The 25,387-nt window shown below is 62.5% G+C and carries 20 protein-coding genes; 6 read left to right on the top strand and 14 right to left on the bottom strand.

Annotated elements, in window-relative coordinates:
* Positions 1 to 80 precede the first annotated feature (80 nt).
* Together KEM63_RS07785 and KEM63_RS07780 are read left to right on the top strand one after the other, a co-directional pair.
* Entirely contained in the window at positions 81 to 1,127 is a 1,047-nt protein-coding gene (locus tag KEM63_RS07785; protein WP_223655647.1) for a M14 family zinc carboxypeptidase, read from the top strand.
* An 86-nt stretch (positions 1,128 to 1,213) separates the two neighbouring features.
* Positions 1,214 to 2,983 carry an alkaline phosphatase D family protein gene (locus KEM63_RS07780; protein WP_223655645.1) on the top strand — a complete coding sequence of 590 codons (1,770 nt, stop codon included), beginning with the start codon at positions 1,214 to 1,216 and terminating at the stop codon, positions 2,981 to 2,983.
* A 16-nt stretch (positions 2,984 to 2,999) separates the two neighbouring features.
* Here the strand turns inward: KEM63_RS07780 and arfB are convergent, their stop codons facing one another.
* Positions 3,000 to 3,413 (bottom strand): alternative ribosome rescue aminoacyl-tRNA hydrolase ArfB, encoded by a 414-nt coding sequence (arfB, locus tag KEM63_RS07775; RefSeq protein WP_223655644.1) that lies wholly within the window; start codon positions 3,411 to 3,413, stop codon positions 3,000 to 3,002.
* A 63-nt stretch (positions 3,414 to 3,476) separates the two neighbouring features.
* Between arfB and KEM63_RS07770 the strand changes: the two genes are divergently transcribed.
* Positions 3,477 to 4,601 (top strand): hypothetical protein, encoded by a 1,125-nt coding sequence (locus tag KEM63_RS07770; protein ID WP_223655642.1) that lies wholly within the window; start codon positions 3,477 to 3,479, stop codon positions 4,599 to 4,601.
* On the opposite strand, the gene KEM63_RS07765 is transcribed toward KEM63_RS07770, so the two are convergent.
* From KEM63_RS07765 to KEM63_RS07720, 10 genes are all read right to left on the bottom strand, one after another.
* Positions 4,497 to 5,264 (bottom strand): glutamine amidotransferase-related protein, encoded by a 768-nt coding sequence (locus tag KEM63_RS07765; protein WP_223655641.1) that lies wholly within the window; start codon positions 5,262 to 5,264, stop codon positions 4,497 to 4,499. The genes KEM63_RS07770 and KEM63_RS07765 overlap by 105 nt on opposite strands.
* Positions 5,265 to 5,289: 25 nt before the next feature.
* Positions 5,290 to 5,733: a nucleoside deaminase gene (locus KEM63_RS07760; protein WP_223655639.1), complete on the bottom strand. Its 444-nt coding sequence runs from the start codon at positions 5,731 to 5,733 to the stop codon at positions 5,290 to 5,292.
* Positions 5,734 to 5,790: 57 nt separating this feature from the next.
* Complete coding sequence (locus KEM63_RS07755; protein ID WP_223655638.1) at positions 5,791 to 6,789, bottom strand: Lnb N-terminal periplasmic domain-containing protein; 999 nt, start codon at positions 6,787 to 6,789, stop codon at positions 5,791 to 5,793.
* A gap of 26 nt (positions 6,790 to 6,815) precedes the next feature.
* Positions 6,816 to 7,721 (bottom strand): KPN_02809 family neutral zinc metallopeptidase, encoded by a 906-nt coding sequence (gene ypfJ / locus KEM63_RS07750; RefSeq protein ID WP_223655637.1) that lies wholly within the window; start codon positions 7,719 to 7,721, stop codon positions 6,816 to 6,818.
* A 176-nt stretch (positions 7,722 to 7,897) separates the two neighbouring features.
* Entirely contained in the window at positions 7,898 to 8,302 is a 405-nt protein-coding gene (locus KEM63_RS07745; RefSeq protein ID WP_223655636.1) for a ribonucleotide reductase subunit alpha, read from the bottom strand.
* Between the two features lie 116 nt (positions 8,303 to 8,418).
* Positions 8,419 to 8,883 carry a hypothetical protein gene (locus tag KEM63_RS07740; RefSeq protein ID WP_423747855.1) on the bottom strand — a complete coding sequence of 155 codons (465 nt, stop codon included), beginning with the start codon at positions 8,881 to 8,883 and terminating at the stop codon, positions 8,419 to 8,421.
* A 132-nt stretch (positions 8,884 to 9,015) separates the two neighbouring features.
* Entirely contained in the window at positions 9,016 to 10,020 is a 1,005-nt protein-coding gene (locus KEM63_RS07735) for a hypothetical protein (RefSeq protein ID WP_223655632.1), read from the bottom strand.
* A gap of 5 nt (positions 10,021 to 10,025) precedes the next feature.
* Positions 10,026 to 10,274 carry an acyl carrier protein gene (locus KEM63_RS07730; protein WP_223655631.1) on the bottom strand — a complete coding sequence of 83 codons (249 nt, stop codon included), beginning with the start codon at positions 10,272 to 10,274 and terminating at the stop codon, positions 10,026 to 10,028.
* Positions 10,271 to 12,190, bottom strand: coding sequence for an HAD-IIIC family phosphatase (locus KEM63_RS07725; protein ID WP_223655630.1), 1,920 nt, complete (start codon positions 12,188 to 12,190; stop codon positions 10,271 to 10,273). The genes KEM63_RS07730 and KEM63_RS07725 overlap by 4 nt, the downstream gene beginning before the upstream one ends.
* Before the next feature lie 20 nt (positions 12,191 to 12,210).
* Positions 12,211 to 13,749 (bottom strand): MBOAT family O-acyltransferase, encoded by a 1,539-nt coding sequence (locus KEM63_RS07720; protein WP_223655629.1) that lies wholly within the window; start codon positions 13,747 to 13,749, stop codon positions 12,211 to 12,213.
* Between the two features lie 251 nt (positions 13,750 to 14,000).
* Between KEM63_RS07720 and KEM63_RS07715 the strand changes: the two genes are divergently transcribed.
* The gene (locus tag KEM63_RS07715) at positions 14,001 to 15,176 is read left to right on the top strand and encodes an efflux RND transporter periplasmic adaptor subunit (RefSeq protein ID WP_223655628.1); all 1,176 of its coding nucleotides are present in this window, start codon (positions 14,001 to 14,003) and stop codon (positions 15,174 to 15,176) included.
* A 1-nt stretch (position 15,177) separates the two neighbouring features.
* Complete coding sequence (locus KEM63_RS07710; protein WP_223655627.1) at positions 15,178 to 18,321, top strand: multidrug efflux RND transporter permease subunit; 3,144 nt, start codon at positions 15,178 to 15,180, stop codon at positions 18,319 to 18,321.
* Positions 18,322 to 18,869: 548 nt separating this feature from the next.
* On the opposite strand, the gene xth is transcribed toward KEM63_RS07710, so the two are convergent.
* Together xth and KEM63_RS07700 are read right to left on the bottom strand one after the other, a co-directional pair.
* Entirely contained in the window at positions 18,870 to 19,655 is a 786-nt protein-coding gene (gene xth, locus KEM63_RS07705; protein ID WP_223655625.1) for an exodeoxyribonuclease III, read from the bottom strand.
* A gap of 65 nt (positions 19,656 to 19,720) precedes the next feature.
* Positions 19,721 to 20,146, bottom strand: coding sequence for an HPF/RaiA family ribosome-associated protein (locus KEM63_RS07700; RefSeq protein ID WP_223655624.1), 426 nt, complete (start codon positions 20,144 to 20,146; stop codon positions 19,721 to 19,723).
* A gap of 185 nt (positions 20,147 to 20,331) precedes the next feature.
* Between KEM63_RS07700 and KEM63_RS07695 the strand changes: the two genes are divergently transcribed.
* Positions 20,332 to 22,155, top strand: coding sequence for a YbhB/YbcL family Raf kinase inhibitor-like protein (locus KEM63_RS07695; protein WP_223655622.1), 1,824 nt, complete (start codon positions 20,332 to 20,334; stop codon positions 22,153 to 22,155).
* 246 nt (positions 22,156 to 22,401) lie between these two features.
* On the opposite strand, the gene KEM63_RS07690 is transcribed toward KEM63_RS07695, so the two are convergent.
* Positions 22,402 to 25,332: an AsmA family protein gene (locus tag KEM63_RS07690; protein ID WP_223655620.1), complete on the bottom strand. Its 2,931-nt coding sequence runs from the start codon at positions 25,330 to 25,332 to the stop codon at positions 22,402 to 22,404.
* Between the last annotated feature and the right edge of the window lie 55 nt (positions 25,333 to 25,387).

The raw sequence follows: 25,387 nt of genomic DNA, 5'->3' as shown, positions 1-25,387 counted from the left end.
GGGCCCTGACATCAGGGTCTGTCACTCGCCTGTCACACCGCTTTGTCATGCTGTTGTCACAGAAAACGACGTGACCCGCCATGGCTGAAACGCTCCATCAGATTCAACGTCATCTTCCGGAACATCTGCAACTCGACAGCCTGCTCGATCAGGGTAGCCGTCATCTGCGCAGCCATGTGGCCGCGACGATCAAGGTCAATGGCATCGACATACCGCTGCGGGTCATCGAATTGGGCAGCCGCAGCGACTGCGCTCCGGTCATCGGCTTTTTCGGCGGCGTACATGGGGTCGAGCGGATTGGGACGCAGGTGCTGCTGTCCTGGCTGCATAGTCTGATCCATCGCCTCGAATGGGATGAAAGCCTTGCGCGTCAGCTGGAGTACGTGAGGCTGGTATTCATGCCGATGATCAACCCCGGCGGCATCTGGCATCGCACGCGCAGCAATCTCAACGGCGTCGATCTGATGCGCAACGCGCCGGTGGAAGCCATGGGGCCGGTCCCCTGGCTGGTCGGCGGGCATCGCATCAGCCCGCACCTGCCCTGGTACCGCGGTGAGCGGGACGAGCCGATGCAGGCAGAAGCCCAGGCGCTGGTCCGTACGGTGCAGGATCGTCTTCTGCGCGCCCCTTTCGCGCTGAGCGTGGATTGTCATAGCGGGTTCGGTCGCCGCGACCGCATCTGGTCAAGCTATGCGCGTAGCCACAGGCCCATCGAAAACATCGCCGAGGTCTTCGCGCTCAAGCAGCTCTACGAGCGAACCTTTCCCAATCACCATTCGTACATCATCGAGCCCCAATCGATCAATTACACCACCCACGGTGACCTCTGGGACTATCTCTACGATCATGCGCGCGAGGCTCATCCGCAGAACATGTTCCTGCCGTTCACGCTGGAAATGGGTTCGTGGCTCTGGGTGCGCAAGAACCCCAGGCAGATGCTCGACTACTTCGGCTACTTCAACCCGGTCATCAGCCATCGCAAACGCAGGGTGCTGCGCCAGCATCTGCCGTTGTTCGACTTTCTGACCAGCGCGGCGCAAAGCTGGCGCAACTGGATCCCGCGCGCTGGCCAACGTGAAGAACTTGAGCGTCAGGCCATTGCCCAATGGTTTCCACAGGGCCGCTGACAGACGTCTTCCTGTAACACGGCCCTGCCATTCTCGCTGCGTTTTCTTCAACCAGCCCCTGCGGGCGAGAGACGGAGTGTCGGCGTATGAAAGGTTTGTCACGGCGGGATTTTCTGCGTGTTTCCGGATTGGCGATTGGCGGGGTCGTCGTATCCACCGGGCTGCAGGGTTGCCTGAGCGGAAGCGGCTCGTCCAACCGCGCCGAACCAGCACCGACACCGGTGCTGCGCCAGGTTGCCTTTCGCCATGGCGTGGCCAGCGGTGACCCGCTTGCAGACCGGGTCATGATCTGGACGCGCGTCACACCCCTGGATGCACAGGCCGACGAGATCGCCGTTGAATGGGAAGTGGCGGCCGATGCGCAGTTCAAAGACTTGTTGCATAACGGCAGCACCCGAACCGGTGTCGCGCGCGACTACACGGTGAAAATCGATGTGCAGAACCTCGAGCCGGGCAAGCGTTATCACTATCGGTTCATCTCCAACGGCGTCACATCCTCCGCTGGCAGCATGAAGACCCTCCCGGCCAGCGGCGTTTCGCAGGTGCGGCTGGCCGTGCTGTCGTGTTCGAACTATCCGGCCGGGTACTTCCATGTCTACGCTGCCGCTGCACGGGAGGCTGATGTCGACGCGGTGGTGCATCTGGGCGATTACATCTACGAATACGCGATGGGCGGTTACGCAACCGAAGACGCCGACGCCCTGGGCCGCGCCCTGCCCGCCGACAACGACGTGGAAATCATCACGCTGGAAGACTATCGCAAGCGATATGCCCTCTACCGAACCGACGCGGATCTTCAAGCGCTGCACGCGGCGGCCCCCATGATCGCCGTATGGGACGATCACGAAATCACCAACGACACCTGGCGCGACGGTGCAGAAAATCACAATGAAGGCGAAGGTGAGTTCAGCGAACGCAAGCTGGCCGCGTTGCAGACCTACTTCGAGTGGATGCCGATCCGGCCGGCGGCGCCGGATGACGAACTGACCATCTACCGCAGCTTCGACTTCGGCGATCTCGTCAGCCTGCATATGCTCGACACTCGCGTCGTTGGGCGTGACGAACAGTTGTCCTATGGCACCTACATGACCGAATCGGGTTTCGATATGCAGGCTTTTGCCGCCGACGCCAGCGACGCCAGTCGGACGCTGCTCGGCCAGACGCAGATGGACTGGCTACAGGCACGCCTGGCCAACTCGACGGCCACCTGGCAGGTGCTGGGCCAGCAGGTGCTGATGGGCCGCATGTTTCTGCCTGCCGAGCTGCTGTCATCGCTTACCAACCCGGACGCCGACCTGGTGACACGTTTCACCGAACTGGTGCAGATCAAGATGCGCCTGGAGATGAATGATCCGACCCTGACTCCGGAGGAGATCGCCCGTGTCGAAACCGTGGTGCCGTACAACCTGGATGCCTGGGACGGCTACGCGTATGAGCGCGAGGTGCTGCTCGGCCTCAGCCGCTCGCTGGACAAGAATCTGGTCGTGCTGGCAGGCGATACACACAACGCTTGGGCAAGTGATCTGGAAACGCTCGACGGTTCGGCAGTAGGCGTGGAGTTTGCCACGGCATCGGTGTCATCCCCTGGGCTGGAAAGCTATCTGGCCGTGCCGCCCGAGGCGGTCGGTCAGACCGAACAGGTCATCACCACGCTGGTGGATCCCCTGCGTTATCTCAATGCCAACCAGCGCGGTTATCTGATCGTCACCTTCACTGATGAGCAGGCTCAGGCCGACTGGCGCTTCGTCGACACCGTCAAGCAGCGGGATTATGCGATGGATGATACGCGCGCCAAGACGCTCGTTACCCGCATCGGGGCAGCCAACCGGCGATTGATCAGCAGCGGCGTGTTCTGACCGCCCTCGAGGCCGGTCAGGGATCGATGCGCCCGCGCAGCGCCTTGATCTTGCCCCGAGACGTCTTGCTGTCGACGCGCTTGCGCTTGGCCGCTCTGCTGGGCTTGGTCGGGCGACGCTGTTTGCGGATCACTACCGCCTCGTTGATCAGCTCCTGCAATCGGCGGATCGCGTCTTCCCGATTCTGTTCCTGATTACGATACTGCTGCCCCTTGATGATGATGACACCGTCACGGGTAATGCGATGATCTGATAGCGCCAGCAGCCGTTCCTTGAAAAAGTCCGGCAGGCTGGAACGACGAATGTCGAAGCGCAGATGGATCGCACTGGATACCTTGTTCACGTTCTGGCCGCCAGCGCCCTGCGCGCGGATGGCGGCGAACTCCAGTTCCGACTCATCCAGCGTTACATTGTGAGACAGTTCGATCATTGCTATTCCCGATTGAACTAAGCGAAGCGGATAGGACTCAACAGCGTAAAGGAGAAAAGGACGATGCACAAAACGCCGTTGATCAGTGCACTCTTGCTCGCTTCGAGCCTTGCGCATGCCCAACAGACCCCGGTCGAGGAAGATGATTCGGATTTACCGGACTGGACCGTAGACAGAATCGACCCCTGGCATGACAACGTGTCACGCTGGGTTACCAATACCTCACGCAGTATCGATGGATTCTTCGGAACCGACGATTACCGCGCGGTGAACAATGAGTCGTACCTGCGTCTGACGCAGGAGTTCGAATACATGCAGCGCGAAGGCTTCGATTCGGACACAGGAATACGCTTCAAGCTCGACCTGCCCACTACCAAGGACCGGTTGCGTCTGATCATCGAAAGTGATCCCGAAGAGAACCGCGGCACATTGTCCGAAGAACCCGGACAGCGCATCCTGCGCGACCGCAACGTCAGCAGTAGCTCGATCATCGGTCTCAGTCAGTTCGGCGGTGATGACAAGACGCTGGGCTGGGAGACGCGTGCGGGTGCCGGGGTGAAGTTCCGCTTTCCGCTCGACCCCTATGTGCGGCTGACCGCAGAACGCCTGTGGGATGTCGGTGACGGTCCGTGGCAGCTCGATTCGTACAATCGCGCTTCCTGGTTCAACAGCGATGGCTACTCCGTGCGCACCCGCTGGGACTTCGGCAGACCATTGGATGAAGCCCGGCATCTGCGCTTCATCAGCAATGTACAGTGGCGCGAGGAGTACGACACCCTCGAGTTCGCTCAGAGCGTCGAGCTCAATCGGATTCTCAGCGAACGCAGCGCCCTGCGCTACGCTGCGGCAGCGGTCGGCAGCAGCCTCTCGCGCCCACGCATGGATGACTACGTCGTGCTGGCGCAGTACCGCCGCGACCTGCACAAGGACATCCTGTTCTTTGATGTGGTGCCGGAGCTGCGTTTCACCCGCGAGCACGATTTCGACCCACGGGTGGGCATCACCTTTCAGTTCGAAATGTATTTCCGCGGAGAAATCAGCAACAGGAACCGGTCAAGCGCCGGGCTGGACGGCTCCAGCAGCTCAGTAGCCCGCGATATCGCGCTCGCCGGCCGCCGAGCCGGCCCTCAGGGCATGGTGGCGCGCGGCCCCGCGCTGGAGGAAGGACACTATCCAGCGCATCATTAACGGGCCGTCAATCTCCGCATTGAGCGAGGCGTGCCCTGCACGCAGTCGCTCGGCGGGGATCATCCCTTCGCGCGCCGTCATGAGGTCTCGCGAGTAGCCCTTGCAGAATTCCGGGTGGCCCTGGACGCTCATGAAGTGCTCACCGTACTGCACCAGGTAGTAATTACAGAATTCACTCTGCGCGAGCACCTCGGCCTGCGGCGGTAACAACATGACCTGGTCCTGGTGACTGACGATCAGATCCAGCTTGTCCTGCCACGGCTCCATCCAGGGTTTGCGGTCCATGACCCGGTTGAACGACACCCCTACGCCCCAGCCCTTTTCCGATTTGCGCACCTCGCCACCCAGGGCCTGCGCCATCAGCTGATGACCGAAGCAGATACCCACCAGCGGCTTGTGCCGCTCCCACAGTTCGACAACGAAAGCCTGCAACTCGGCAATCCACGGCAGCCCGTCATACACCCCATACTTGCTACCGGTTGTCAGGTAGGCGTCACAGTCGTCGATCCGCGCCGGCAGATCACCGTCCTGAGTACGGAACACTTGAACCTCGGCCGCCGGTATATGCTCGCGCAGCAGTCGCAGGAACATTTCGGGATAATTTCCGTGTCTGGCCTGCAGACTGGCGGTCACATCATCGCACTGCAACAATCCAAGCTTCATTCAACGCCTCGCAACCTGCTTCGTATCAGTCCCGCTCGCCGATATCTTCATTCCACACCTGCGGCTGCTCGCGGATGAACTCGCGCATCAGCTTTATGCAGGTTTCATCCTGCAGCACCGTCACCTCGACGCCGCGCGAGCGCAGCAGCGCTTCTTCGCCCTGAAAGGTGAGGTTTTCGCCGACTATGACCCTGGGGATTCCATAGAGCAAGATCGCACCGCTGCACATTGGGCACGGTGACAGCGTGGTATAGATCACCGATTCGGCGTACACCTCAGCCGGTTGCCGGCCTGCGTTCTCGAAGGCAGCCATCTCGCCGTGCAGGATGGCACTTCCATCCTGCACACGCAGATTGTGGCCCCGGCCGATAATTCGCCCGCGATGTACGATGACCGACCCTATCGGGATGCCGCCTTCGCTCAATCCTTCGCGCGCCTCGTCGATCGCCGCTTGCATGAACTCGTCCATCTCTTTTCTCCGCCAGATTTCTGCCGTTTGTACCATCTCTGCAAACAATGCGCCGCCTCAGGGCTGATCGGTCCAGCCCGGCACACCGCGGCGGATGACCTGCGAGAAGTCTTCACCGTCCTCGATGGCACGTGCCCGCTCGGTAAAGTCGCCCCGCGCCCTGAGCTCCTGCAGCGGCTCATCCTCGAGCCCGCCTACGTCCTTCACGTACTCCGGGAGCCGCGCAGACAGCAGCAGCCGATGATCCAGAGGCAACCCGTCAACGATGCGTCGCATCATGTTGTAGACGATGATGGTGCAGTTGGCGGTGACCGTGTGATAAAAGCGGGCCTCGCCGGCCAGCTCGTTGGCCTCATCGACGTAGGCCATGAACAGATCACGCATGGCCGTTTCGGGCATGGTCACGCGGTAGATGTGCGTAGCCTCGCCGCGCACGTTGCTACGTACCCGCACGGCATCGTTTTCATCAGTCGCCAGCACGTTGAGTTCGAACTGTTTGAAAAATCCGCCAATCGCCGAGAAGCTTTCATTACGTTCGCGGCGAATCTCGACGGTGAAGGTGATGAACTCGCCGTCATCAAAGCCGAAGGACACCAGGATGTGGGCGATGCCGGGCATGCCCCATTCCGACGTGATCAGATCCACAGAGCGCAGCCTGGACAGGTCGAACCGACGCGTCTCCCAGCGCACGTCGTAATCTTCCTGGGTGCGCCAGGTGAAATTGCGCACGTTCTCGAGCGTGACTATGTCGCCCTGGACCTGCCCTGTGGTGATATGCGCCAGATCATCCGCCCACTGACGGTCATGTGAAGGATCGAGACGGCCCCACCAGATCATCAGCACTGCGAACATGAGGATGTACAGGCCGGCTCCCGGCCATGCGCGGCCGCTCCAGACCAGCCAGACCGCCATCAGCGCCAGTATGGCCCATCCTGTGCAGACACCGGCGCGTAGCGGCGCCGGCCAGGGCAACTGATACCACAGGGCAAGCACTGCCCAGGCGCTGGACAGCAGAACAACGAGGATGAACAGAACGAAGACAATCATGCGCAGCATCGGAAGGCTCAGGTGTAGCGCCTACATTACTGCAACGAGGCGGAGAACGTATCGCACTCTTGCACGTTTCCGCTATCGAAGCCGCGGCGGAACCACGCCATACGCTGTTCGGAGGTGCCATGGGTGAAGCTGTCCGGCACCACATCCTGGCCCGAGCGACGTTGCAGCCGGTCGTCACCGATGGCTGACGCGGCAGTCAACGCCTCAGCCAGATCGCCAGGGTCGAGCAGATCGCGCTGATTGTTCGCGGCATGCGCCCAGATGCCGGCGAAACAGTCCGCCTGCAATTCCTGGCGCACCGACAGCTCATTGATCTCGGCTTCGCTCTTGCCGCGACCCGCCTGCCGAACCCGTTCCCCGATACCCAGCAGATTCTGGACGTGATGACCTACTTCGTGCGCAACGACGTACGCCTGAGCGAAATCCCCCGGCGCCCCGAGTTGCCTGTCCAGATCGCGGAAGAACGACAGATCCAGATAGACCTGGTTATCGGCAGGACAGTAGAACGGACCCACGGCTGCGCTGGCAGTACCGCAGGCAGACCGGACACGGTCGGCGAACAGCACAAGCGTCGGTTCCTGGTAGCGTTCACCGGACTGGGAAAAGACCTGATTCCAGGTCTCCTCGGTGTCAGCCAGTACCACCGAGACAAAGTCGGTCAGCTCCTGCTCTTCGGCTGTCAGCTCACGCGACGATTGCGCTACCCCGGGGCTCTCCCCTTGCAGCGCTGGCAGCAGATCGATACCCAACATCTTGGCCCCAATGAAGGCCAGCACGCCCAGCCCCAGGAGGATGCGACCGATCCTGGTACGCAGCAGAAACGGCAAAAAGCGCAGCAGCATCATCATCCCCGCTCCGCTGGCACCTCCGCGCAGGGGTTGGCCACGTCGATCTTCGATGTTGTTGCTCTGCCGCCTGCCTCGCCAATCCACTCTGCCGCTCCCTTTCGTTTGGGCCACACCCGTATACCAGTCGATGAGGCAGCGTCGCAACGCTCTCTGATCGTTAGGGTCCAACGAAGCGGAAAAATTCAGCCGGGTATTGCGGTTAGTTGACCGCCGACGGATGGCGGAACGGTTAAAGCCAATCGAGAGAGGCAATGCGGCGACTACGCCAGCTGCAGCAGGTTACCGCGGCGATCAATGGCGATGAACTGGGACACTATGCCTGCCTGGATCTGTTCGGTCATCAAGCGCAGCGGTTTCTCCGCTTCGTCACTGTTGGGGGCGATGCCCCCGCGGCCGTTCATTGTAGATACGAAGGCCACATCCCAGCTCATGCCGGTGCGTGCCGACTCGTCGATCAGGGTCTGAAAGTTCGCGGCCTCCTGCGGTGTCTTGTCAACGCACAGGACCGGGGCCAGCGCCCCACCCTCGCCCTGTTCGAACAGCAGACGCTGGTCCTCTGTCGCCCCGTCAGGCAGTTCGGCACGGGCGAAAACGAACAGCAGCCGCTGCGGCTCAGGCTGCGCCCGAGCCGCGTTAATGAGGTCTGAGTAAGAATGAATGTGCATGGGTCTGATCCGAACAGATAACGTTCGTTCAGGCTAACAGAGACGCCGACCGGCATCTGGAGCAAAAGGGGTGGCTTCGATATGCATCAAGAGGTACTGCTTCCTGCAAGAGGTACTTACTGAAGGTTCACCCAGACAGCGAAGCCGCCCAGGAACAACCAGAACGACGAAAAGAGCCACGGCGTGCGTTTGGAAAACACAAGGCTCTTGCGCTGCCCCGAGTGGCTCGATTCCCAACTGGAGAATAGCGGCGAATCATCATAGGCCTGACCGATCGAAGGCTCGTAGCTGAGCAGGCCGGTCTGCTTGTGGTACCAGTGGTCGATGATGTCGCAGGCGGCCTTGATTCCCGGCCAGGCGCTGATCGAACTGAGAATGCCGAATAGCGCGAGCGTTGCCGGAACCACCAGCGTGAAGATGTCGCCCCATTCGGGGTTGGTATTGGCCATGGAAGAGGAATAGGCGATTACCAGAAATGACTGCGCAGACAGATACGCATTGGTGCGGCTGGACAGATTGCTGGTTTCGTTGTGAATTTCCCGACGATAGAAATCCAGCCGATCCTTCGGGGAGACGAACATTTCCGTCTCGATTTCCCGTATGGCCTTTTCCGGCGTCTGTGGCGTGATGATCATGTGCAACCTTACTGCTTGGGCTGATCTTCTATAGAAGCGCCGTCGGCCAAGGAGTTCACCTCATTCGGCCGACAGGTCTCAGGGGCCGGCCAGCGCAGGTGGCCGCAGCCGACGAGCGAGGTTCTCGGTAAAGGCCTGCGCGGCGGGCCAGCGTAGATGTATGGCGTCCACGAATCCGTCCTCGTCAGGCGCCCACTCCCGATCGGCGTTCCAGTACTGTCCCCCGGTACCGGCCAGAGCCGCCATCAGCTTGGCGTCGAAGCTGCGGAGTAATTGCCCATCCGGGTCGACCTGCGCCTTCCAGGCGGGGTGCAGCGGCGTCGACACCACCGTGAATGTGCGCCCCTCCCGCTCCAGACGCCTGGCCAGCTGACTCAGCGCGGTGAAACACTCGGGGTCGAGCGGCTCGGGCTCGCCATAGAACAGGCCTCGATTTCTGGCCGTGGTCAGCGGTCCCGCCCCGGATGGGGTAAACCGCAAAGGGTCCATGCTCTGCGGATCGGTCCTGCGTTCCTTGACGACGGCTGCGTTGCGCAGCAGCGACGCAGGCGCGAAGTAACGCATGTAGTACTGCCATGGCCAGGTGTCTTCATACACATAGCGGTCAGCATCTTCACGATTGAACACGGCATCGCGATTGACCGAGCACTGTCCGAAGTCGATCGGATCGACCACCATGACCACATCAGTGACCCCCGGCTCACGATCGAGCAGCCAGTCGGCGACATACAGCGTCTGATTGGCGTGCAGCCCGCAGAACGCGCCATTCATCGGTCGCAGTCCGGGCGCGTGTCGAGACAGGGTCGAGCTGTCCACATGACGCCAGGCTACCGACGAGCCGATGATCAGCAGATTCGGATCGACGACCGGATGATCACGCATGAAAGCGAGCTTTTCGTCGATACAGATGCTGTTGGAAAACGCCGGCGCGGGTAGATGGCCGGTTTCACCAAGCGCGGCCAGCAGGCCGGCGAACGCGACCATGCTCAGCAGCAGTCCCGCCAGCATGCCGACGAAATAACCTCCAGTACCACGTTCACCGCCGATATCCGGCTCGGCCGAGGCGGCATCACGGGCGTTCATGCGAGTTACCCTCCACTGAGTTTGCTGCTGATCAGCTGTGCGAAATGCCCGACGTTGCGCAACGACTCGAGCTCCGCAGTACGGAATTTGACGCCGAAGCGTTGCTCGGCGGCCACGATCAGGCTGACGTGAGCCAGGCTGTCCCACCCTTCGACATCCGGGGCCGATGTATCCCGCGTGATGACCAGCTCATCGTCGTCGAAGACGTCCTGAAACAGCGGCTGCAGTTCGTTCAAAACCTTGTCTTCAGTCATGCGATATGAATCTCGATGTGATGGGATTGAGGTGCGGCCGATCCAAGGTCGAGCCGCCAGTAGGTGCTGTTCGCGTCGGCGTGCGCAGGGCTGGCTTGCTGGGCGAATCCGAGACTCGGATAATGCTCTGCGACCATGCCGTTGCGCTCGGTCGGCCGATACTCGCCCATCATCGAACGATACCCGGCTGCGACCGCGAGCCGGACCAGCACCTCCAGCATGGCAACGTCCACCTGGCGGCCGAGGACGCGGCAGCTCATCAGCCAGCTGTCGATGAACAGCGCACCGTCGACGTGCTCGTCCGGGCGACCGAGAATGACGGCAATCAATCCGTTGTCACCGAACTTGTCTGCCAAGCGGAAGGCCAGCGCCAGGCAACGCGCATCGCTGGCGAAGCGGTCGACCTGCGCCTCGCTGTAGCGCCGTGTGGTGAGATTGAACTGGTTGGTCTTGTTGATCAGCTGAGCGGTGCGCGGCAGCTCGGCGGGACCGACGCGTGCGGCCTGCATCACCATCTGCAGGCCGCGCAGATAACCGTCCATATCGGACGCCTGGCCAAGTGCGGCCTTGCGCTCGGCGTTCAGCGCATAGCTGCGACCGCGCGTGGCGTCGTCAGCCGTGAATGACACCGCTTCGAAATACCCGCCGGCCGCGACCCGGGCGGGATACCCGGCGATATCATCGGGTAGTTCCGGAACCGCAACCTGAGGCAGTTCGCGGCGCACGATGTCGCGCTCGGCCGGGTTGTCATCAACGAAAACCAGACTGTCGAGTCCGATGTCGAGCATCGAGGCGATGCGCCGCAGATTGCCCGCCTTGTCCTCCCAGTTGGCAACGAAGGCTGCGACATCACTACGTTTGAGCACCATTTCCGGGTGCTCGAAAGCCGCCTCGGCGACCGCCATATCGTTCTTGCTGCACACCGCCAGGATGATCCCGCGGTTGGCCAGCTGGGCTACATAGTGTTGGAATGCCGAAAACGCTTCGCCCGTCGGGCTGCCCTGCCCCAGCTGAATGCCGTTCACGCCATCGTCTCCGACCACGCCGCCCCACAGCGTATTGTCCAGATCCAGCACCAGGCATTTGCGGGCGAGTCCGGCACCAGCGGCAAGGATACGAGCAAGATGGTCGGCATACAGCGGCGCCAGGTTCGGGCTGACCAGTTGCTTGGCCTGATGCCAGCGAACCGGGTCGGCCAGTCCTTCGCCATAGGAGCCCTGCACGGCGTGCCAGGCGAGATCGAGTAGCAGCACACCCTCGTCACGCGCTGCGTGACGGATGGCATCGTTGAGACGCAGCAGCACGTTGAGCGGAGCTGCGGGCACCAGCGCCTCGTAGGAGCCGAACAGCGGCGGGTCCATCGGCACCAGCGTCTGCTGGATCACCTGCGCAGCGAAGCGCTCCCGGGCGCGGCGCCAGAGCATGCGCAGCTCTGCCACCCGGTCATGGATGGCCGCGGCGACCTCTTCGACACCCGCCTGCAGCGGCAGGCGGATGGGCGCATCGTATGCATCGAGCGCCAGCAACACGACCTCCGGGGCAAACCCGGCAAGCGGCGCGTCGTCCGCCAGCAGCGCCTGGTGATACATGCCGTAGGGCGCCACATGTACCGACAGAGCCAGGCGGCGTTCGAGTGCCGCGACACGCAGGGCGGGCACCAGATGGTCAACCGTATGCGAGGCGAGTATCGCCACGCGCAGCGGCGTCAGGCCGGCAGCGCGGGCGGATTCATCGCCGAGCTGTGAGAAGCCTTCGCTGGCCAGACGATCGAGTTTGTTGGTGAGCATGAAATCGCGACGAAAGCCCGCGAGCCGCGCCACGGTCAGCAGCCGCTGCACGGGCTCGGTCTGGCGTTTGGCTTCAGCGATTGCCGCGCCAAGATCCTCATGCGCAGGCAACCAGGACAACTGTTCCATCAAGGACACTCCGAGCAGGGTCAGAATTGAAAGTAGAGGAACTCGGTCGGTGCTTCGGAGAAGGCCACGGCCAGCGCGAAGAACCCGGCGACACCAACCGCCGCGCCCATGACCGGGGTCGGGCGCCAGGTCATCAGCGGCACCCAGCGTTCCGTCCAGCTTGGCTGGGCATCGAAGTTCAGCGCGGTCCGCACCTGCCGCATCCACTGCTCCACATTCGGCAGCGCCCAGATCACCACCAGCAGCGCCGCGACCATGAGCGCATCACCACGGGCGAGATTCCCCCGCTCACCGGACAGCCCGAGCATGCCGGACAGCATTGCCATCGCCGCCGACACGCTCTCGGCCCGAAAGAACACCATGGCGATCACCACGCAGCCGAAGGTCAGCAGAACCGCCGTCACGCGATGCACGATTCGGTCGCTATCGAGCTCCCAGCCCCGGCGGACTTTCCACGCGCGCCAGCCGTGCGCGACGACCAGATAGAAGCCGTGCAACAGGCCGAATACGGCGAACTGCCACCCTGCCCCGTGCCACACCCCCGAGATGAACATGGTAAGAATCGTCGGGTAGGCCACCAGCGCAGCGAACGTGCCGGCGGTCATCTTTCCGCGACGCGGCTGCGGCTTGCCGGCCGCCATGCGGGCCCGGGTCATCCGCAGCACGATCGGGTTGTAGATGTACGCTGTGAGAAAGCGGGTCAGGGTCATGTGCCAGCGTGACCAGTAGTCGATGACGTTGCGCGCCTTGAACGGACTGTTGAAATTGACCGGAAGACTGATACCGAACAGCAGGGCCAGACCGATGGCCATATCGCTGTAGCCGGAGAAGTCGAAGTAGATCTGCAGCGTGTAGCCTACCGCGCCGGTCCAGGCGTCAAGAAAGCCTGGGATGGTGCCCGCAGCCGCTTCGGCGAAACTCGGCGACGCCATCTCGCCAAGCGGGTCGGCGATCACCACCTTCTTGAACAGGCCCAGCAGAAAAACCGTGCCGCCGATGGCCAGGCCGGCGAGTCGCGGGCGGAACATGTCGCGGTCGCGAAACTGCGGGAGCATCTCGCCATGGTGGGTAATCGGGCCGGCTATCAGCTGAGGGAAGAAAGCGATGAACAGGCAGTAGTTGAAAAAATCATGTTCCTGCACCTCGCCGTCATGCGCATCGACCAGATAGGCGATCTGCTGAAACGTAAAAAAGGAAATCGCCAACGGCAGGATGATGTCGTCAATGCCCCAATGCGTCCCAAACGCTGCATCGAGAGTGCCGAACAGGAACTCGGTGTACTTGTAATACCCCAGCAGCGCCACGTTCGCCGCGACCCCAGCGATCAGCACCCCGCGCGACGGGTGACGCAACAGGTAGCCGCCGAGCAGAAAGTTGGCCACGATGCTGCCGAACAGCAGAGGCGTGTAGGCAGGATTCCACCAGCTATAAAAGAACAGGGAGGCCAGGGCCAGCCAGATCACCGCGCCGCGTTGGCGACCGGTTCCGGCCAATAGGAAGAAACCGAAGAGCACCACTGGCAGGAAGCCGGCAATGAAGATCGTCGAATTGAACAGCATGGTCCATGCCTCGTTCGTCGCGTCTGCCCTTATGTCTTTCCACTGGCGACGCGTCACCGCTGTCTCGATACGTCCCTGCGAGCTGTCTCCATGCCGAGTCCGACCGGGCCTGTAACTTTAAGTTTCGAAACATCCGGACGAGTGGCGAGCGGAACGCCAGCCGGTAGCAGCTGTCGAGGGATTACCAGCAAACACCATCGAAGCACCCGGTCCAGCGCCCTCGGAGCCTGTGCCAAGATCCAGGAGCACAGATGATTTCCCCAGTGGTGAGGTACTCCGTTCTGCTCATGTCCACCCTCCTCGCAGCCTGCTCGGATGACGCAGATCAGCAGCAGGGATCACGGCCGCCGCCTGAGGTGGCCGTGATGACGATCGAGTCGCAGCCCGTGCAGAACGTCATCGAACTGCCTGGCCGCGTAGAAGCGGTCCGCACCGCCGAGGTGCGGGCTCGGGTCACCGGAATCGTGCAACGCCGGCTCTATGAGGAAGGGACGGAAGTCGAAGCGGGCCAGGAGTTGTTCCATATCGACCCGAGGGAAACCCAGGCCAATCTGAACTCGGCCCAGGCCGCGCTGAAAAGCGCACAGGCCAATGCTGCCAACGCCACGCGCAACGCCGAGCGCTACGAGGAACTGGTGCAGCGCTCGGCGATCAGCCGGCAGGATTACGACGCTGCGGTCGCCGAGGCGCGTACCGCGCGCGCCAATGTGTCCCAGGCCCAGGCTGCCGTGGAAAGCGCGGAGCTGAGCCTGGAATACACCCGCGTCACCGCCCCGATCGACGGTGTCGCCGGTCGCGCCGATGTGACCGAGGGCGCGCTGGTCAGTGCTGCCAACGCCACCCTGATGACCCGCGTCGAGCAGAACGATCCGATCTACGTGAACATCGCCCAGTCCAATTCCGATCTGCTTGCGCTGCGCGCGCAGTTCGCCGCAGGCCAGCTGGTCTTGCCCGAGGACGGCAAGGTCGAGGTGCGTTTGGTGCTGGAAAACGGCGCCGAGTACCCGCATCCCGGCTACATCGACTTTCTCGCCATGACTGTCGACCGGTCCACCGGAACCGTCGCTGCCCGAGCCCAGTTTCCCAACCCTGACCGGTCGCTCCTGCCAGGCCAGTTCGTGCAGGCCCGGGTACTGGCCGGCTCCCGGCCCGAAGGGATTCTCATCCCGCAGCGTGCAGTGATGATGAACAACCGCGGCGGCAGCGTGATGCTGGTCAATGATGCCGGCGAGACAGAGAGCGTGCAGATCGTTCTGGGCGACATGCGCGGCAGCAACTGGGTGGTGCGCGGCGGGCTTGAGCCCGGCCAACGGATCATCGTTGATGGCTGGCAGGGTGTGCGTCCGGGGACCGAGGTCCGCACCCGCCCCTTCCAGCGGGAAGAGACGCCGACGCAGAACGCGGCCACCACCGGCGAGCAGAACTGACATGTCGCCAACCTTCTTCATCCGCCGGCCGGTTCTGGCCTGGGTCGTCGCGCTGGGCATTCTGCTCGGCGGTCTTATCGCGCTGCGCGATCTGCCCGTCGAACAGTACCCGGAGATCGCTCCCCCGGCGCTGAACATCAACGTCACCTATCCGGGCGGGGATGCCCAGGTGCTGGAGACCAACGTCACCCAGGTGATCGAGCAGGAGCTCAACGGCGTCGAAGGCTATCTGTACATGGATTCGACCAGCCGCTCCAACGGCAGCGCGCAGATCGAACTGACGCTGGAGCCCGGCACCGACATCGACACCGCCCAGATGGATGTGCAGAACCGCCTGAGCCGCATCGAGCAGCGCTTGCCGGAAGAGGTCCGGCGCCAGGGGATCCGTGTTTATCAGGCCAGCTCGAGCTTTCTGCTGATCATCGCCATCCGCTCGGAAAGCGGCGCCATGAGCAGCCTGGATCTCGGTCACTTCGCCACGACCGACATCGTCGATGAACTGCGCCGGGTGCAGGGGGTCGGTGACATCCGTGAGTTCTACACGCCTTACGCCATGCGCATCTGGCTGAACCCCGATCGGCTGGCAAACTTCGGCATGTCGGCCAGCGAAGTGCTGGCCGCAGTGCGCGAGCAGAACAGCCAGGCCGCTGGCGGCGCGATTGGCGACACGCCTCTAGCCGAAGGCATCGAGATCAACGCGCCGATCGAGACCCAGGGCCGCTTCACCACACCCGAGGAATTCGGCGAGATCATCCTGCGGGCCAATCCCGACGGATCGGCCGTGCGTCTTCGCGATGTTGCGCGCGTCGAGCTCGGTGCGCAGGACTACACCTCGCGCAGCGAACTGAACGACAAGCCGATTGCCGGGCTCGCAGTGCAACTGTCGCCCGGCGCCAATGCGCTGGAAACGGCCAGCGCCGTCAAGGCGCGCATGGCTGAACTGGAAAACAGCTTTCCCGGGGGTATCAGCTGGAGCGTGCCGTACGACTCCACACCGTTCATCTCATCGTCGATCAAACAGGTGCTGATGACCCTGGGCCAGGCGATGCTGCTGGTGATTCTGGTCATGCTGGTCTTCCTGCAGAACTGGCGCACCACGGTCATCCCGACCATCGTCATCCCCATCACGCTGATCGGCACCTGCCTCGGGCTCTGGCTGCTGGGTTTTTCGATCAACCTGCTCAGCCTGTTCGGCATGGTACTGGCGATCGGTACCCTGGTGGACGACACCATCGTGGTGGTGGAGAACGTCAAACGGTTGATCGACGAGGAAGGCCTCTCGCCCTACAAGGCGACAGTGCAGGCGATGAATCAGGTCAGCGCTGCGATCATCGGCACCACCCTGGCGTTGATCGCGGTATTCGTCCCGCTGGCGTTCTTTCCCGGGTCCACCGGGGGCATCTATCGACAGTTCGCGGTAACGCTGTCGATCGCCGTGGCCATCTCCACCTTTCTCGCGCTCACGCTTACACCCGCCCTCTGTGCCAGTCTGCTCAAGCCGCGTGACGACAGCGGCAACAAGCGCCTGAGCCAGCGCGTATTCAAGCCGTTCAACCGCTTCATGGACGCCACCACCACGCGCTACCACGCCGGCGTAGGAAAGATGCTCGCGCACCCGCTGCTGTTCCTGCTGGGCTTTGCGGCGTTATTGGCGCTTACCGCGTTCCTGTTTTTGCGCATGCCAACGGCGTTCCTGCCGGAAGAGGATCAGGGCTCGGTGATGACGGTGGTGCAGGCACCGCCGGGCGCTACCATCGACCGCACCGCGGAGGCCATGAAGCAGGTCAAGCGTTTCTACCAGGAGCAGCCGGTGGTGGACAATGTCCTGGCCGTGTACGGCTTCAGTTTCTTCGGCCAGGGCCAGGCCCATGCGATGTCTTTCGTCCGCTTGACCGACTGGGAGGATCGCCCCGAGCCGGAACAGAGCGCGCCGGCGCTGGTACGCAAGGCCATGGGTGCGCTGTCGCAGGTCGCCGAAGCCAGGGTGATCGCGCTCAATCCGCCGGCTATCCCCTCGCTCGGGGTCGCCGGTGGCTTCAGCTTCGAGCTGGAGGACCGCGGCGGTCGCGGGTACGACGCACTGGTCGAGGCGCGCAATCAGCTGCTGGGCATGGCCAGCCAGAGCGACATTCTGGAAGGTGTACGTCCCGAGGGCGCGGAAGACGCACCCCGCCTGCGCGTGAGCATCGACCGTATTCGCGCACGGGCACTCGGGCTCTCGATCAGCGAGGTCAATTCCACCCTCAGTTCCACCTTCGGCAGCGCCTACGCCAACGACTTCAACCTCGATGGACGGGTTCTGCAGGTACTGCTGCAGGGCGACGCACCGCATCGCATGACACCGCAGGACGTCCTCGATCTGAAAGTGCCCAACGAGGACGGCGAAAACGTGCCGTTCGGCTCCTTCGCCAGCGTGGAATGGACGCAGGGCCCGACGCAGCTGCATCGTTACAACGGCTATCCGGCAATGAGCATTTCGGGCAGTGCCGCCCAAGGCCATACCAGCGGGCAGGCCATGGATGAGATGGCGCGGCTGGCCGAGCAGTTGCCCGAAGGCTTCGGATACGAATGGTCCGGCGCCTCGTTCCAGGAGCAGCAGGCCTCCGGCCAGGTCGGCCTGCTGCTGGGCCTGTCGTTCATCATGGTGTTGATGGTGCTGGCAGCGCTGTACGAAAGCTGGACCATTCCGATTGCCGTGCTGCTGGTGGTCCCGTTGGGCGCACTGGGCGCGATCCTGTTCGCGATGATGCGCGATCTGCCGGCCAACGTGTACTTCAACGTCGGGCTGGTGACCATCATCGGGCTGTCGGCAAAAAACGCCATTCTGGTGGTGGAGTTCGCCATCGAGCAGGAAGCGCAGGGCAAATCGGTGACCGACGCCGTCATGGATGCCGTACGCATGCGCTTTCGGCCGATCCTGATGACGTCGCTGACCTTTATCCTCGGCATGCTGCCGCTGGTGCTATCCAGTGGCGCCGGCGCCGCTGGACGCATCGCCGTGGGCACCGGCGTCATGGGCGGCATGATCGTCGCCACCGCCTTCGGGCTGTTCTACACGCCGCTGTTCTACCTGGTGATACGCCGCTGGCTGAGCAAAAAGAAAATCCAGCCGGATGAGGACGAGCCGGACCAGGCCCAGGCGTAACCCCTTCGCGTCGAGCCCGCCCCCCCCGTAGGAGCGGGCATGACCGCGAAGAAGAATGCACCAAACCCTTCGCGCCCAGGTGCGCTCCTACATCATCAGAGTGCCAACTGGTAGGAGCGGCGCCCTCGCCGCGATGGGTTTATCGGGCTCTGCTTTAGCGCCCGGCCGACGCACCTACCACCCCGCCGGGTTCGTATGTCTGTAGGAGCGGACCTGGCCGCGAAGAAGAATGCACCTTACCCCCTTCGCGCCCAGGTGCGCTCCTACATCACCAGAGTGCCAACTGGTAGGAGCGGCGCCCTCGCCGCGAAGGGGTTTATCGGGCTCTGCTGTCGCGCCCGGCCGACGCGCCTACCAACCCCTGGGCTCACACTTTTGTAGGAACGGGCATGACCGCGAAGAAGAACGCACCAGCCCCCTTCGCGCCCAGGTGCGCTCCTACATCGATGCGTCTGGACCATCGTAGGAGCGGGCATGACCGCGAAGAAGGATGCACAGAACCTGGTAGCGCACGAGACTGCTGCTACAAAAAACCGCGGGCCGCTGGGTTACTCCGCCTCGATCTCGATCCAGGTCGGTGCATGGTCGCTGGCCTTGGGCAGGTCGCGCACCCAGCGGTCGACGCCGGCGGCACGCAAACGCGGAGCAAGCTCGGCATTGAGCAGCAGATGGTCGATGCGCATTCCGGAATTCTTCGGCCAATGCTGGCGAAAGTAGTCCCAGAAGGTGTAAATCCGCTCCTCCGGATAGAGGTGCCGCAGCGAATCAACCCACCCCTGGTCGAGCAGACGCTGATAGCACTCGCGGCTTTCAGGCTGCAACAGCGCGTCCTTCTTCCAGGATCGCGTGCTGTAAATGTCGAAATCAGTCGGAATCACGTTGTAATCGCCAGCCAGCACCACCGGATGTCCACAATCGAACAGCCCCTGGGCATGCGAGATCAGTTGCTCGAACCAGGCCAGCTTGTAATCGAACTTGGGCCCCGGTTGCGGATTGCCGTTGGGCAGATACAACCCACCAACCACCACGCCATGGGCGGCCGCCTCGATATAACGGCTCTGCGACGTGTCGGGATCGTCCGGCAACCCCTGTCGAATCGGCAGTGGGTCCATACCTCTGGCAAGAATGGCCACACCGTTCCAGGACTTCTGGCCCTGCCAGATGGCGCCATACCCGGCCGCGCGAATCTCGTCGATGGGGAAGGCATCGTCCGGCGCCTTGAGTTCCTGCAGACAGGCGATATCGGGCTGCTCCCGCTCCAACCATTGCAACAGGCTCGGCAGGCGCGAACGAATACCGTTGATATTGAAGGTGGCGATCTTGAGCGTGCTCACGGAGGCTCCCGAACTGGGAAAAATCTGAAGTGACACGCGGCGCTGGCACGCCGCGCGCGGGCGACTTATTCGCCGTTTAGACGTTCCTGCTTGGCGAGGAAGTCCTCTTCGAGCATGGCGTCCTTGACCTCTTCTGGGGACTCATCCAGCAGCGGATCGGCCAGCCGGCCTGGTGATACCGGATGCGTATCCAGTCTGCCGGTCAGATGATCGAGCGCATGCCGTGCCTTCTCAGCGGCACCTTCGACTGCCAGCAGGAGTGAATCGGCCTTGTGCGTAACCGACATCGACTGATGCCCCTTGGGCCGGAACTCGATCTGGCATCGCTTGTCATCCGCACCGGATTTATGTGCATTTTCATCGCTGACGTGAACCTCCACCCGCGTCAGCAGCTCATCATAGCGCTCGAGGCGCTCGACCACGGTCGAACCCACCCATTCCTGTAGATCAACGCTGCCCTGGATCTGATTACTGTTTACCTGAACTTGCATAGGGGTCTCCTCGTGGTGACTGCGTATACCTTTGAGGCGGTCAGTCGCCCGAGGTTCAGGTCGAGTGCCGAATGGTTCAAGCCCGCCAGCGCAACGGAACTCCTGCCGGCAACGGGCTATCACACCTGTGATATCCGGCCGTTCAGCCCTGCGCTGCCACCAATTCGAAAAACAGGCTCGCCTCCATGATCACAGCTCGCCCCTTCTACGCCCTGCCGCTGATTATCAGCGGTGCCGCCGTTGCCCAGGATCCGGTACAGGAACAGACCGATGATCTGAAAGCCTCCGAAGTCGAAATTGTCGGGCATGTCCTGCAACCTGCGGAAACATCCGTTTCGCCCGACCAATTGGCAGTGCCAGCCGGATTCGAGGTGAACGTGTTCGCCGAGGATCTGGTCAACCCGCGCATGATTGCCGTGAGTGACGACGGCACTGTGTATGTCACCCGGCAGAAGACCGGCGACGTGATGATGCTGCGCGATACCGATGGTGATGGCACCGCCGACGAGCGACGTATCGTCGCCAACCGACCGAACATGCATGGCATCGCCATCGATGGCAACACCGTGTACCTCGTGACCATCAAGAACCTGTACCGCACCCGGATCCTCGAAGATGGCAGCTTCGAGCCGCTGGAGCGGCTGCTCGATGATCTGCCCGATGCCGGTCAGCATCCGAACCGGACCGTGGTGATCGGGCCGGACAAGGCGCTGTATCTGAGCGTCGGTTCGACCTGCAACAGCTGCAACGAGGCCAATCCGGAGAACGCCACAATGCTGCAGGTGAAGCCGGACGGCTCGTCGCGCAAGGTGTTCGCCAGCGGCCTGCGCAATACCATAGGCTTTGGCTTCGAGCCCGAGACCGGTCGGCTGTATGGTCTGGATCACGGCACCGACTGGCTCGGTGACAACGTCCAGCACGAAGAGCTCAATCTGATCCGCGAAGGCTCCCGCTATGGCTGGCCGTACGTTTACGACGACGGCAAGCCCAATCCGGCGGACGCACCACCCGGCGGCATCAGTCACGAACAATGGGCGCAGCGCAGCGTCAATCCGGTGGGGCTGTATGTTCCGCATGCGGCGCCCATGCAAATGGCGTTCTACACCGGTCAGCAGTTTCCTGACGATTACCGGGGCGATGCCTTCGTCGCCATGCGCGGCTCGTGGAACCGCAAGCCGCCATCCGGCTACGAGGTAGTGCGCATTCATTTTGAAAGCGGCAGGCCAATTGCCTTCGAACCTTTCGTGACCGGCTTCCTGACGCAGGATGGCGACCAGTGGACACGCTCGGCGCGGCTCGCCGGTCTGGCTCAGGCGGGCGATGGATCACTGCTGGTCTCCGACGACAGCGGCGGCATCATCTATCGCGTCAGCTATTCCGCCGACGCCGCGCAGTCCGCCGAGCCGGTGCAGATGACCCCGACCAACCCGGAGGGCGCATGGGTCGGCATGCTCGATGACCAGCAGGTGAACCGGCAGGAGCGTCCGCCCGCTTCGAGCAAACTGGCTACCGATCTCTTGCAGCACGACGGCCCGGGTCTTCAGATCAGCTCCGCCGCCTTTGAGCCAGAGACCAGCATCCCTGCCGAGCACGTGGCCGAGGAAGACGATATCTCGCCCGCCCTGAGCTGGCAGGCCGGGCCGGAAGGAACGCAGAGCTACGTGGTTATCATGGAAGATCCCGACGCCTCGACCGCCAGCCCCTTCGTGCACTGGCTGTTGTACGACGTTCCGGCCGACGTCACCGAACTCAGCCCCGGGATACCCGGCATGCCACGCTTGACGCAGCTTGACGGCGCCTATCAGGGCCAGAACGATCGCGGCACGCTGGGCTACTACGGCCCCCGCCCACCCAAGGGTGAAAATCCGCACCGCTACCACTTTCACGTATTCGCGCTGAACAGCAAGCTCGGCCTGCCATTCGGCGTGGGCCGTACCCCCCTGCTGGAGGCGATGCGCGACAAGGTGCTGGCCAGCGGCACGCTGGTGGGTACGTACCAGCGACAGTAAATCTCCCCCAATGTAGGAGCGCACCTGGGCGCGAACGGGGTCTGGTGCATTCTTCTTCGCGGCCAGGTCCGCTCCTACACAGGCTCGGACTCATCGATGTAGGAGCGCACCTGGGCGCGAAAGGGGGTTTGGTGCATCCTTCTTCGCGGCCAGGTCCGCTCCTACACAGGCTCAGACGCGTCGATGTAGGAGCGCACCTGGGCGCGAAAGGGGTCTGGGCATGCTTCATCGCGGTCATGCCCGCTCCTACTCTCTGGCGGAAGATTCTTCGTATTCGGCAAGCGCCTGCTTGCACCCCGGCCCGACGCTCTCCCCATCACCGCGTTCGACCCAGGGCAGGACCGCCAACGGCGGCGCAACCAGCGCACCAACGATGCTCACCGCGCCTTTGGCCAACAGACTGCCGGTATCGACCGACACCTTGGGGTCAGCCAACGTACCCTTGAGGAACACCGGCGTATCCACCGCAACGATGCTGAAGTCCTTGGGATGCGACTTGATGACCAGATCAAGCTCTTCGCTACCGAAGTCGATGGTGCCGCCGCCGGTAAAGTTGGTGTCCTGGGTATTGATGTAGAACTGCTCGAATTCGGCCAGCCCATCCTCCGTAGCCAGACGCACATAGGTGCAGCGCAGCGGCACGCTATCGTCATCGGACAGCGCCGCGACGAGCGACTCGGCGACGTCCAGACCGACCAATTCCGTTGCCAGCATATCCATCTCACCACCGGACATGGCCAGTTCGATCACCCCGTCGAGGCTACCCATCAACTCGCGGATCGATTCGCCAGCGGCGCGCAGATCACCCTTGCCACCAAGAATACCGGCGCTGTCCTGGGCAACCTGGGGAAGGTCGGCGCTGCGCAATAGCGGCTTCAGGTCTACCTGTTGCATCTGCAAGGAAAGATCACCCTGCAGCGCCGGCTCCTGGGCATTCAGGCTTCCCTGTACACGGACCGTACCCTGGCTCACGCCGAGCGCCAGAGGGTCGATACGAAGGATCCCCTCCTCCAGCGTCACATTGAGCTCCACGCTGTTCAGAGGGACATCCTTGGCCAGGATTTCATCGGCGGAATAGCGTACCTCGGCATCCAGCAGACCCATTGGTTGCAGATCCAGCGGTTCGTCGTCGAGAACCCGATCAGCGCTCTTGAACTGGTCCGGATCCTCCTTATCGGCCTCGTCGACCGCCTCGGCCGCCTTGATCACGTCTCGGGTGCGCAGCTGCCGCGAGTGCAGCGTGGCCCATAGCATCGGGCGGCCGGAATAATCCAGCCGCACGTCACCACTGATATCGCTTTCACCGATCTCGAGCTTGAGCTCGTTGAGCCGCAGCAGCTGATCTTCCAGCTGCAGCCGGCCGGAACCCTCATAGCCCGGCAGATCGGGCAGATTCAGGCCGGTCACGGCGTTAAGCTGCGCCGGCGTGGGGCCGGATATATCGAAGCGCAGGTCTGCCGCCTTGAAATCGAGCGGCTGCGTTAGCGTGCCGTCAACATGGGCGCGGGTGTCCGCCGCGGTCAGCGATCCCTCCACCGGATACGGCTGATCCGGCGCGGTGAGATCGAGCAGTGGACCGAGGCTCAGATCGAAGCGTATCGGTTCTCCGCCGCGGCTACCCTCGCCCTGGACCTGCATTCCCGGCGCATCGGTATCCGGCAGGTCGCGCGCGGTGATGGTGGCCTCCACCGAGAGGTCCGACGCCGGATTACGATAGGCAAGCTGCGTGTCGTTGACGATGACGGCGTTGCCATCAAACCGGGCACCGAGGTCGCCATCCAGGGTGCCCAGCTGGCCGAATCCCAGCGGCTGCAAGGCAGCGCCCAGGTTCAGCTGATCGAGCTGAGCATTCAGGTCGGTACGCAGGGTGTCCTCATCCACTTCGAGCCAGCCGCTGGCCTCCAGGCCGCCATCGCCCTGCTGTGCGTTGAGCTGTTCCAGCTCCAGCCTGCCCTCGTCCAGCCCCGCCTTGATCGAGAGATCCGTGTACCGCGCGTCGCCCAGCAGCAGTTCGTCGACCGTCACATCAATGCGTCCTGCGTACTCGCGCAGCATGGAAAGCCGCTCGGCCATGCGCTCATCCCAGGCCGGCTCCCCCTCGCGCTCCTGTTCTGATTCGCGGGCCTCTTCAACGCCCACGTCTGCACCGCGCTCACGGTCTGCCGGCGGCGGCGCGTCTTCACCAAGCATCTCCGCGATGCCGAACTCGTTGAGATCGATACGTTCGGCCTGCAAGTCAGCCTCGACGCGCGGCGTATCGCTGAGTTCGAGTGAAATGGATCCGCTCATCCTGCTGCTGCCAGCACGCGCCTGGATGTCCTCAAGCTCCCACCGATCGTCTTCATGCTGCACACGTGCCTGCATGTTCACCGGCGGAATGGTCAAGCCTGGTTGATCGAGGAGGCCCACCAGATTTTCCAGCTGATCGGCGTTGGGCGCGTCGATGTCGAGTTGGCCACTCAAGGCTTCGAGGCGATACACGTTGAGCGATTCACCCTCGAAGTTCACCTGCATGTCACCAAGTTGCGCATCCACGCTGACCGGGTAGGCGTTGCCTTCTTCCAGTGCCTCGGAGGGCGCTCCGCCGCTGGCGTTCAGCTGAAACGGCTGGCCCTGGAAGCTGCCGTTACCGTCGACGCTCAGCTGCCGCTCCTGCTCGGTTTCCTCCGTGGCGAAGGTAACGGTGATATCGGCGTCGAGACTTTCGTCCTGATAGGTGAATTCACCGTCGCGCACGCGGATGATGTCCGGTTGAACAGCCGGCTCCTTGTCCTGCTTCTCGTCATCACTGGTCAGAGCCTCCCAGTTGGTCGTGCCGTCCTCGCGGCGAGCCAGATGGACCTGCGGCCGTTGCAGATCGAGCTCTCCGAGCGCGACCTTGCCGCTCAGCAGCGAGCCCACCTTCAACGACGCCTCCAGCGCATCGACGCTGAGCATTTGGTCATGTTCGGCCCAGTCGGTGTTGCCGATGGTGACGTCACTGGCGCTAATCCGAAGTGGAAACCCCCAGTCGATATTCAGATCGCCGATGCTGACGTCACGATCATCGAGGCGCTGGCTGATCTGGTCTTCAATGACGCCGCGCGCCCAGCGGGTTTCTATCGCCACGGCGGCCGCCACTACCAGCGAGAGCAGAATCAATATGACGATCAGAACAATACGGCCGACTTTAGCCACGAACGGGCTCCCGGGAACACCTGAAACGCAAAAATCGTGGCCGTTTTCGTACGAG

Origin of the sequence: Halopseudomonas nanhaiensis, assembly GCF_020025155.1 — a bacterium.
Lineage (GTDB): Bacteria > Pseudomonadota > Gammaproteobacteria > Pseudomonadales > Pseudomonadaceae > Halopseudomonas > Halopseudomonas nanhaiensis.
The sequence above is the reverse complement of the archived record's forward strand: the minus strand, read 5'-3'. Positions and strand labels throughout refer to the sequence as shown.

Coding starts and splice junctions, on each gene's coding strand:
- KEM63_RS07765 (WP_223655641.1), bottom strand. CDS start 5,264: ATGAAGCTTGGATTGTTGCAGTGCGATGATGTGACCGCCAGTCTGCAG.
- KEM63_RS07700 (WP_223655624.1), bottom strand. CDS start 20,146: ATGCAAGTTCAGGTAAACAGTAATCAGATCCAGGGCAGCGTTGATCTA.
- KEM63_RS07720 (WP_223655629.1), bottom strand. CDS start 13,749: ATGCTGTTCAATTCGACGATCTTCATTGCCGGCTTCCTGCCAGTGGTG.
- arfB (WP_223655644.1), bottom strand. CDS start 3,413: ATGATCGAACTGTCTCACAATGTAACGCTGGATGAGTCGGAACTGGAG.
- KEM63_RS07710 (WP_223655627.1), top strand. CDS start 15,178: ATGTCGCCAACCTTCTTCATCCGCCGGCCGGTTCTGGCCTGGGTCGTC.
- KEM63_RS07725 (WP_223655630.1), bottom strand. CDS start 12,190: ATGGAACAGTTGTCCTGGTTGCCTGCGCATGAGGATCTTGGCGCGGCA.
- KEM63_RS07745 (WP_223655636.1), bottom strand. CDS start 8,302: ATGCACATTCATTCTTACTCAGACCTCATTAACGCGGCTCGGGCGCAG.
- KEM63_RS07740 (WP_423747855.1), bottom strand. CDS start 8,883: ATGTTCGTCTCCCCGAAGGATCGGCTGGATTTCTATCGTCGGGAAATT.
- KEM63_RS07755 (WP_223655638.1), bottom strand. CDS start 6,789: ATGCTGCGCATGATTGTCTTCGTTCTGTTCATCCTCGTTGTTCTGCTG.
- KEM63_RS07715 (WP_223655628.1), top strand. CDS start 14,001: ATGATTTCCCCAGTGGTGAGGTACTCCGTTCTGCTCATGTCCACCCTC.
- KEM63_RS07760 (WP_223655639.1), bottom strand. CDS start 5,733: ATGGACGAGTTCATGCAAGCGGCGATCGACGAGGCGCGCGAAGGATTG.
- KEM63_RS07695 (WP_223655622.1), top strand. CDS start 20,332: ATGATCACAGCTCGCCCCTTCTACGCCCTGCCGCTGATTATCAGCGGT.
- KEM63_RS07780 (WP_223655645.1), top strand. CDS start 1,214: ATGAAAGGTTTGTCACGGCGGGATTTTCTGCGTGTTTCCGGATTGGCG.
- KEM63_RS07735 (WP_223655632.1), bottom strand. CDS start 10,020: ATGAACGCCCGTGATGCCGCCTCGGCCGAGCCGGATATCGGCGGTGAA.
- KEM63_RS07770 (WP_223655642.1), top strand. CDS start 3,477: ATGCACAAAACGCCGTTGATCAGTGCACTCTTGCTCGCTTCGAGCCTT.
- KEM63_RS07785 (WP_223655647.1), top strand. CDS start 81: ATGGCTGAAACGCTCCATCAGATTCAACGTCATCTTCCGGAACATCTG.
- KEM63_RS07730 (WP_223655631.1), bottom strand. CDS start 10,274: ATGACTGAAGACAAGGTTTTGAACGAACTGCAGCCGCTGTTTCAGGAC.